Genomic DNA, 7,158 nt, shown 5'->3' with positions numbered 1-7,158 from the left:
TCCCTGTTAGATTTAGACCTTACTTCGATTAAATTACACCCTAATTTCCACAAGCTTTGCTCTTACGGCTCTATCTCTGACCAATTTTGTCCGTAGTATTGTTGACTCCATTAAATTTTTGTCCTGTACTTAGATTCAGTATAAAAATGAAGCTCTAAGACGCATCAAAAAAAGAGATCCTAACGATTGGGAAGTAGTTGCTTTAGCGATGCACTTTGATTGTCCAATTTGGACAGAAGACAAAGACTTTTTTGGAATTGGAATCGCCACATGGAACAGCCAAAACGTAGAAATTTATCTTATGAAATAATTGCTGGAGAAATAGATATACCATGCTTAAACAAATCACCCTTCAAGTCGAAGCCCCCATTGCTGAGGCATACCAAAATACTACTCCTGAAAATCGCCAAGCATTGCAAACACTTGTCAGCATCTTTTTACAATGAGTCTCCCAACCAACCCCACTCCAAAAAGTAGTTCAAGAAATTCGTTTAGAAGCACAACAAAAAGGACTTACTCCCGAAATCTTAGAGGAAATCCTCAAGGATGACTAAACTAAGATTAGTAATCGATACCAACATCTTGATCAGTGGCTTAATGTCTGTAAATTCATTGCCCCAACAAGTTTTCGACTATGCCACATCTCAAGCAATACTCCTGATGTCAGATGAAGTTCAATTCAAAATCACTTAGATCAACTAAGCGATAGAAACACCGAAAATTCACTCTCTGAAGGTGAACATAATGATTTAGATGACCTTCTAGAGAAAGTAGATCATCTCACTATCCTAAAAACTCGCGCCAGATACACCCTGACGAATCCAAAATAGAAATTATAGGCAAAACAGCGATCGGTCGAGCCACTATTACCGCCCTCAAATACCGCCCTCAAAATGAATCGCTCATCATTAGTTCGAGTTAGAGCCATCTATATTTTCAAAAATAGTTGAAGAAATTCGTATTCATCGCCAAAATTGCTAACCAATTTGGCTGGACACTTGAACATCTCAAGCGCATTAGCAATGAACCTGGGTTTACTGTCTGTCATTCCTATAAGTCCTAAATCCATCCCTGTTTAACCTACTCTCAAACTTTATCAGGCAATATAACGGATGTTTATGCAGCCAAGAATATTTCTAAAGGAGTAGGAAATTTAAGAGATTATGGTTGGCTAGTATCTCTGAATGGGGTTTTCTTTATCAGAATCCAGCAGCATAATTGTTGAATGATCGGCAATGCGGATCTTTCAAGCTAAGCTCATAAAATAAATAAAATAAATAAAACAAAAAATAAAACAAAAAATAAAACAAAAAATAAAACAAATAAAATAAATACCCCAAATCATAAGTTTATGGTCACGACAAGTACTGAACCGATCGCTGGCAGCTATTGGCTATGGCGATCACAAAAAATTTATTATGTTAAGGCTGGACATAATCCACAACAGCCACCACTGCTCCTAGTGCATGGGTTTGGTGCATCCACCGATCACTGGCGCAAAAATATTGCCGAACTGAGTCAAGATTTTGAAGTATATGCGATCGACTTGCTAGGCTTTGGGCGATCGCAGAAACCCGCTTGGCAGTACAGTGGCGATTTATGGCGCGATCAATTGCATGATTTTATCAATGAGATTATTCAGCGCCCAACGGCGATCGCGGGTAACTCCCTTGGGGGCTATGCTTCGCTCTGTGTGGCGGCAGACTGTCCTCAATCGGTAAAGGGAGTTATTCTGCTCAATAGTGCAGGTCCTTTTACGGATACAAATCCCCTTGGAGCCAAAAAGGTAAACCCAATCCAGAAGGCAGTTAGCGGCTATTTACAAAATATTTTGCGAAGACCTTGGGCAAATCAACTTCTATTTAACTTTGTGCGCCAAAAATCACGAATTCGCAACACCTTAAAAAAAGTATATCTAGATCAATCGGCTGTAACTGAGCAATTGGTGGAAGAGATCTATCGTCCATCCTGCGATCAGGGTGCGCCACAGGTATTTGCATCTGTATTTAGTACGCCACAGGGTAAGAAGGTGGATCAGTTATTAGCAGCTATGCACTGTCCATTATTGATCATCTGGGGTGAGGGCGATCCTTGGATGAATTGCCGCGCTAGGGGTGCAAAGTTTCGCGAGTTCTATCCATCCCTAACAGAACATTATATCAAGGCGGGACATTGCCCCCATGATGAGAGTCCAGAGGTTGTTAATAGTCTCATTCGAGACTGGCTAAGGGCTTAGCAGCATTGAGTAAGATTTTTGTGTAAGATTTTTAGATTTCCATGCTGCCGTAGGCAGAATGAGGAGAGTTCAGAAATCTTACCAAAGTTGTTACTGTGGCTAGGTTGTATTGGCAAGTCAATATGGAGTTGGGCAGTGCAAATGTATTGCTACCAGCGATCGCGGGTGGGTGAAGGATAGCTCACGGGCATGGAGGTGCAGGCGATCTGTAACCGCATGGCAACCATAGAGGCGATCGCCTAAAATGGGAATACCTAAACCCCGCGCATCGGCGGCATGGACGCGAATTTGATGGGTGCGCCCTGTGAGTGGTTTAAATTCAACCCGCGTATAATTTTGTTCATGGCATAGCACTTGAAACTGAGTGGCGCTGGGTTTGCCGCGTTCAGCGTCAACCTGTTGATAGGGACGGTTTTCAGGGTTGCCCCAAAGCGGTAATTCGATTAAGCCTCGATCGCCGTTTAATCTTTGGGAAAGCATTGCTTCATAAATTTTGTTGACCTCTCTCTGGTGAAACTGGCGTTGTAAATGGCGCAGGGTATCAAGATCGCGGGTCAAGAGCAGAATTCCTGAGGTTTGACGATCTAGTCGATGCACAGGATAGAAGGGGCGATCGCTTGCCATTTTTAAACGACTGCATACGGAGTCTTGGGTGTCTAAATAGCGTCCTGGCACGGACAGCAATCCTGCGGGTTTGGCGATCGCGATTAGCACTTCATCTTCATAAATGATCGATAGTTTTTGATTTTGCTGGGTTTGATGATGCGAAGTATCATCAAGCTTTATTGATAGTTCTTGATTTTGCTTGGTTTGATAATACTTCGTATCATTAGGCGGTGATTTTCGGGAAGATAGCAAAAAGCCCATCAAAGGCTGGCAACGTTCCGCACAAGCACCATAGAACTGTCCTTGAATTTTGTAACCATCGGGGGAAGGATTTCCCCACCAAAATTCTGCCATGGCGAGGGGTTCGAGATTGTGGGTGGCGGCGTAATGTAATAATTTAGGAGCGCAACAATCGCCCATGCCTGTGGGCATTGCCCCTGTGGTGATTAACTCCCGCAGCGATCGCGTTTCCCCTGCAAAATTAGTAATTACATAGGATTGGTGCATTTGGGTTTGCAGGGTTTGCGATAGATGGCGGCGTTCTTGTTTGAGAAGTTGCATTTGCTGATCGGCTAGGGCGATCGCCTGTTGCAAAGGTTGCAGCGCTTGATCGCGATCGCGTTTGAGATTGCGCCTTTGCATTTTTTCTAATTGACTTTCACGATCCAATTCCTGTAAAGATTTCGCTAGATCTGCCCCTGTTAAAGTTGTCATTAACTGCGATCGCTGGATTTGGCGTTGCTGTTTGGAAACTTGATGGCGATCGCGCAAAGCTTGTAATTCTAGTTCATAGACTTGCGATCGCAGAGCATATTCGCGCCGTTCAGGAAGTTCACTGAGGGCAATCAATTGTTGCTTAATTACTGCCAATTTATTTAAAGTAATAGACTCTGCGATCGCCACTTTTTCGCGCCCCGCGATCAGGGGAACCCAGCCTGCGATCTCACTTTTACCATTGAGCAGTCCTGAGAATGCCTTGAGAATTAAGATTTCGCCTGTGATAGATTTTGCTAATAAAATTCCATACATTTTCCCTTCAGAATTAGTTGAGAAGCCATAAACATCATGCTCTAGCTCCTGCATTAATTCCCGCATTAATTCCTGTGCGATCGCCTCTGCTTGCTGAGTTCTCGGCAAGCGCAACAATGCGCCACTATAGGGACAAATGCCCTCATACCAGTAACTAGGACATTCTGAGTCCTGTGGCAACTGCCGATCAAGTATCATGGCATTAGTCGTTAATGCCTGTGTTGCATCTTCCCTATGAGTCAAAGCTCTAATCCCTTCCTAAATCTTAAATATGAACCAGCGATCGAGTCCTTAACGGACTACCATGATATTGTCACGGCGGCGCAGTTCCCATCCCATCAGTTACGTTGGCGCAACGATCGCATTTTACCAACTCTAGGACTCAATCCTGCCGAAGTCAGTGACGATCATTTTATTGAGGCATTTAGACATTTTCAAGGGGTGCGCCCCTTTCTGGCATTGCGCTATCATGGCTATCAATTTGGCGAATATAACCCACAACTGGGTGATGGGCGAGGCTTTGTCTATGGACAGGTACGTGGCACTAATGGCGAACTATACGACTTCGGCACAAAGGGTTCAGGGCGTACACCTTACTCCCGTAGTGCGGATGGGCGGCTGACCCTCAAGGGTGGATTTCGAGAAATCATTGCCTCAGAAGCGCTGCATCGTATGGGCGTAAGAACCTCACGCTGCCTGAGTTTAATTGAAACAGGGGAGGAACTTTGGCGTGGTGACGAACCATCACCCACCCGTTCATCGGTAATGGTCAGATTTTCGCGATCGCATATTCGGTTCGGCACTTTCGAGCGCCTGCGTTGGCTTGGGCGCGATGACCTAGCGCGGAAACTGCTCGATCATGTCTTAGAGATTTATTATCCCCACCTCTGGCAAACGGAAGATCAAGATCATAAATTCTATTTAGAACTAGTAGAACGGGTGGCGACCCTCTGCGCTCAATGGATGGTGGCAGGTTTCTGTCATGCGGTTCTAAATACCGATAATATGTCAATTACTGGTGAAAGTTTTGATTATGGACCTTTCGCCTTCATTCCCAATTATGATCCGCGCTTTACGGCAGCATATTTTGACCATGCAGGACGCTATAGCTATGCCAATCAGCCAGCCGCTTGCTATTGGAATCTCGATAAACTGCAAGATCCTTTGAGCATGATTATGGACAAGAATGATATGCAGTCTTCATTGCAGCAGTTTAAAGACTTCTATCGGACTGCCTATTGTGAAATGATGCTTAAGCGTCTGGGAATGGTTAATCTTGCGGAGCCTGAAACGGAAGACCTAATTGGCGCAACCCTTGAACTAATGGCGGCTATTCCTGCGATCGGTTATAACCAATTCTTTGTGAATCTGCGCCAGTCATTCCATGCCAACTGGCGCGAAGATGCTAACCATGTTTTTGCAAATCCGATGGAATATAATTGGCAAATCACCGATGAACAAATGCCACTTTTAGAAAAATGGCGCATGGTCTATCACCAATTACTAATTCGCCAACCTGTGGATAGCATGACAGCGATCGCCGCTCAATTAAAAGCCGCAAATCCCACCGTGATCTTCCTCCGCCCTAAAATCGAGGAGCTATGGGAACATATCGCCACCGATGACAACTGGCAACCCTTCTATGAGGCGATCGCCTGAGTAAGCAATCATAACAAACCTGTCATACAATTAGCGACTGGGATTCCATCCTAGCTAATGGGGCAAAGTATTCGTCAATGTTTTGCGGAATTGTGCCTGTTTTTTCAATCCATGTGATCGCATCCTTGACTAAATCTTCGGGCATCTGGTCAAAGTAACTTGGGGCTGGCACTAGCGCCATATTTAGATCATTCGGCTCAAATTTATCGAGATCACCGCCATACTTTCGCATGGATAATGAAATAATTTGCCGACCAACCTGAGAGGATAGATATAAAAATAACTTTTCGATCTGATTGATTCCCAATAAATTGGGTTGAAAACCATGGAAACAGGTGAGATTAAGCGCATTACTACGATTTAAAACCACCTTGTACCCCCCTCGCGAAAAGACTCCTAACCATAAATGTGATGGTTCTCTCTTCTCGGTTTTATACCAAGGGTTGCGGCTCTTGGTGAGAAATCTGCGATCAAACTCTTGGCTGACCCCATATTGGATGTAGCGATCGGCTGCTTCCGAATGTTGATCATGGGCGGCAAATAGATATACGGGCGCATCTTGGGCAACTAATTGTTGATAATCCTCTAAATCAAAAATCGTTTTTTTAATTTGTGAACTTCTAGTAATGCAGGGTAGGTATTCTGTTGCTAAGAACAGCTTATGTTTAAGATCCGATGGTTTTAAAACAAAAAATTCATTTGCCCCCGTTGCAATCCCGCGACTAAATCGACCATATTCTCTAAGAGAAACGAGTTCATTATTTTTAACGATTAGTGCGTCTTTTTGAAAATAGGGTAGCCATTTGGTATTTGGCTTTAAGTCATTAGTTAATATGTTTTTTGTTGGTACAAGTTTTGCAATTTCTTTAAGTGAGTTCACTGAATCAAGACTATAAAAATTTACAGCATCATACTTTTTATAACTATCATATAAAATAATTCCCACTGAGGTTGTGGCATCGGGAAATATCTCTTTCTCACAATCTAATTTAATGATGCTCACCAAATGTTTATTGATGATCAATTCTTGCTTAACCATCGTGCCGTAGCCTGTATTCAAAAATTCTAGGGGCATCACATAGGCGAGTCTGCCTTTGCCATCCATTTCTGAAATAGATTTCAATAGAAAAGCTGAAGCGGTATTTGTGTATCCCGATAGTTTTATGCCTAATTTTTCTTGAAATTCTTTAGCAACTTGATCGCGGTTTAAAAATTTCTGAAAGCGCATATAGGGAGGGTTGCACACTATATTTTGATGCTGCTTTCCCCATGTTAAAAGATAATCTTCAATTTTTATAGATAGCTTAACATTTAAACTAGAATCTAAACTAGAATCCAAGCTAGAATCTAAGCCAAAGTCTAAAACAGTTGAATCAATTTCTGAACCATGGAAATTTATATCTTCTCTATGTTTTATTGGCAAATAAAAAGCACCCAAGCCAAAAGCAGGATCATAAATAGTTTTCTGACCAGATGCTAATACCCAATTTGTCATAAATTGGGCGACATCTGGATGGGTAAAAAACTGACCAAATTTTTTGCGGTGAGAACTATCGGTTTTCTGACAATAAAGCTCTTGGTTATTCATAGTTCTTAAAACAAAGAATTTTAAAAGCACAGCTAAGCTG

6 protein-coding genes are annotated in these 7,158 nt (G+C 42.7%); 4 read left to right on the top strand and 2 right to left on the bottom strand.

What is annotated here, in order from left to right:
• The first annotated feature begins 133 nt into the window (after window positions 1-133).
• The 3 genes from H6F44_RS24095 to H6F44_RS16510 all read left to right on the top strand — a co-directional run bounded on the left by H6F44_RS24095 (window position 134) and on the right by H6F44_RS16510 (window position 2,236).
• Complete coding sequence (locus H6F44_RS24095) at window positions 134-310, top strand: PIN domain-containing protein (protein WP_190352131.1); 177 nt, start codon at window positions 134-136, stop codon at window positions 308-310.
• 236 nt (window positions 311-546) lie between these two features.
• Entirely contained in the window at window positions 547-693 is a 147-nt protein-coding gene (locus tag H6F44_RS16515; protein WP_190352128.1) for a PIN domain-containing protein, read from the top strand.
• Window positions 694-1,351: 658 nt separating this feature from the next.
• Window positions 1,352-2,236: an alpha/beta fold hydrolase gene (locus H6F44_RS16510; protein WP_190352127.1), complete on the top strand. Its 885-nt coding sequence runs from the start codon at window positions 1,352-1,354 to the stop codon at window positions 2,234-2,236.
• A gap of 117 nt (window positions 2,237-2,353) precedes the next feature.
• Here H6F44_RS16510 and H6F44_RS16505 read toward each other — a convergent pair whose 3' ends face one another.
• Window positions 2,354-4,114, bottom strand: coding sequence for an RluA family pseudouridine synthase (locus H6F44_RS16505; RefSeq protein ID WP_242016617.1), 1,761 nt, complete (start codon window positions 4,112-4,114; stop codon window positions 2,354-2,356).
• On the opposite strand from H6F44_RS16505, the gene H6F44_RS16500 reads away from it, so the two are divergent.
• On the top strand, window positions 4,106-5,530 hold the full coding sequence (locus tag H6F44_RS16500; RefSeq protein WP_190352126.1) for a protein adenylyltransferase SelO: 1,425 nt from the start codon (window positions 4,106-4,108) through the stop codon (window positions 5,528-5,530). The two genes, H6F44_RS16505 and H6F44_RS16500, sit on opposite strands and share 9 nt — an antisense overlap.
• A gap of 22 nt (window positions 5,531-5,552) precedes the next feature.
• Here the strand turns inward: H6F44_RS16500 and H6F44_RS16495 are convergent, their stop codons facing one another.
• Window positions 5,553-7,118, bottom strand: a complete 1,566-nt coding sequence (locus tag H6F44_RS16495; protein WP_190352125.1) for an HsdM family class I SAM-dependent methyltransferase — start codon at window positions 7,116-7,118, stop codon at window positions 5,553-5,555.
• Between the last annotated feature and the right edge of the window lie 40 nt (window positions 7,119-7,158).

Origin of the sequence: Pseudanabaena cinerea FACHB-1277 (assembly GCF_014696345.1) — a bacterium.
GTDB lineage: Bacteria > Cyanobacteriota > Cyanobacteriia > Pseudanabaenales > Pseudanabaenaceae > Pseudanabaena > Pseudanabaena cinerea.
This window is presented reverse-complemented; position numbering and strand designations above follow the sequence as displayed.

What these genes read in the sequence shown, in the direction of transcription:
- H6F44_RS16515 (WP_190352128.1), top strand. Translation starts at nt 547, where the DNA reads ATGACTAAACTAAGATTAGTAATCGATACCAACATCTTGATCAGTGGC.
- H6F44_RS16510 (WP_190352127.1), top strand. Translation starts at nt 1,352, where the DNA reads ATGGTCACGACAAGTACTGAACCGATCGCTGGCAGCTATTGGCTATGG.
- H6F44_RS16500 (WP_190352126.1), top strand. Translation starts at nt 4,106, where the DNA reads ATGAGTCAAAGCTCTAATCCCTTCCTAAATCTTAAATATGAACCAGCG.
- H6F44_RS16495 (WP_190352125.1), bottom strand. Translation starts at nt 7,118, where the DNA reads ATGAATAACCAAGAGCTTTATTGTCAGAAAACCGATAGTTCTCACCGC.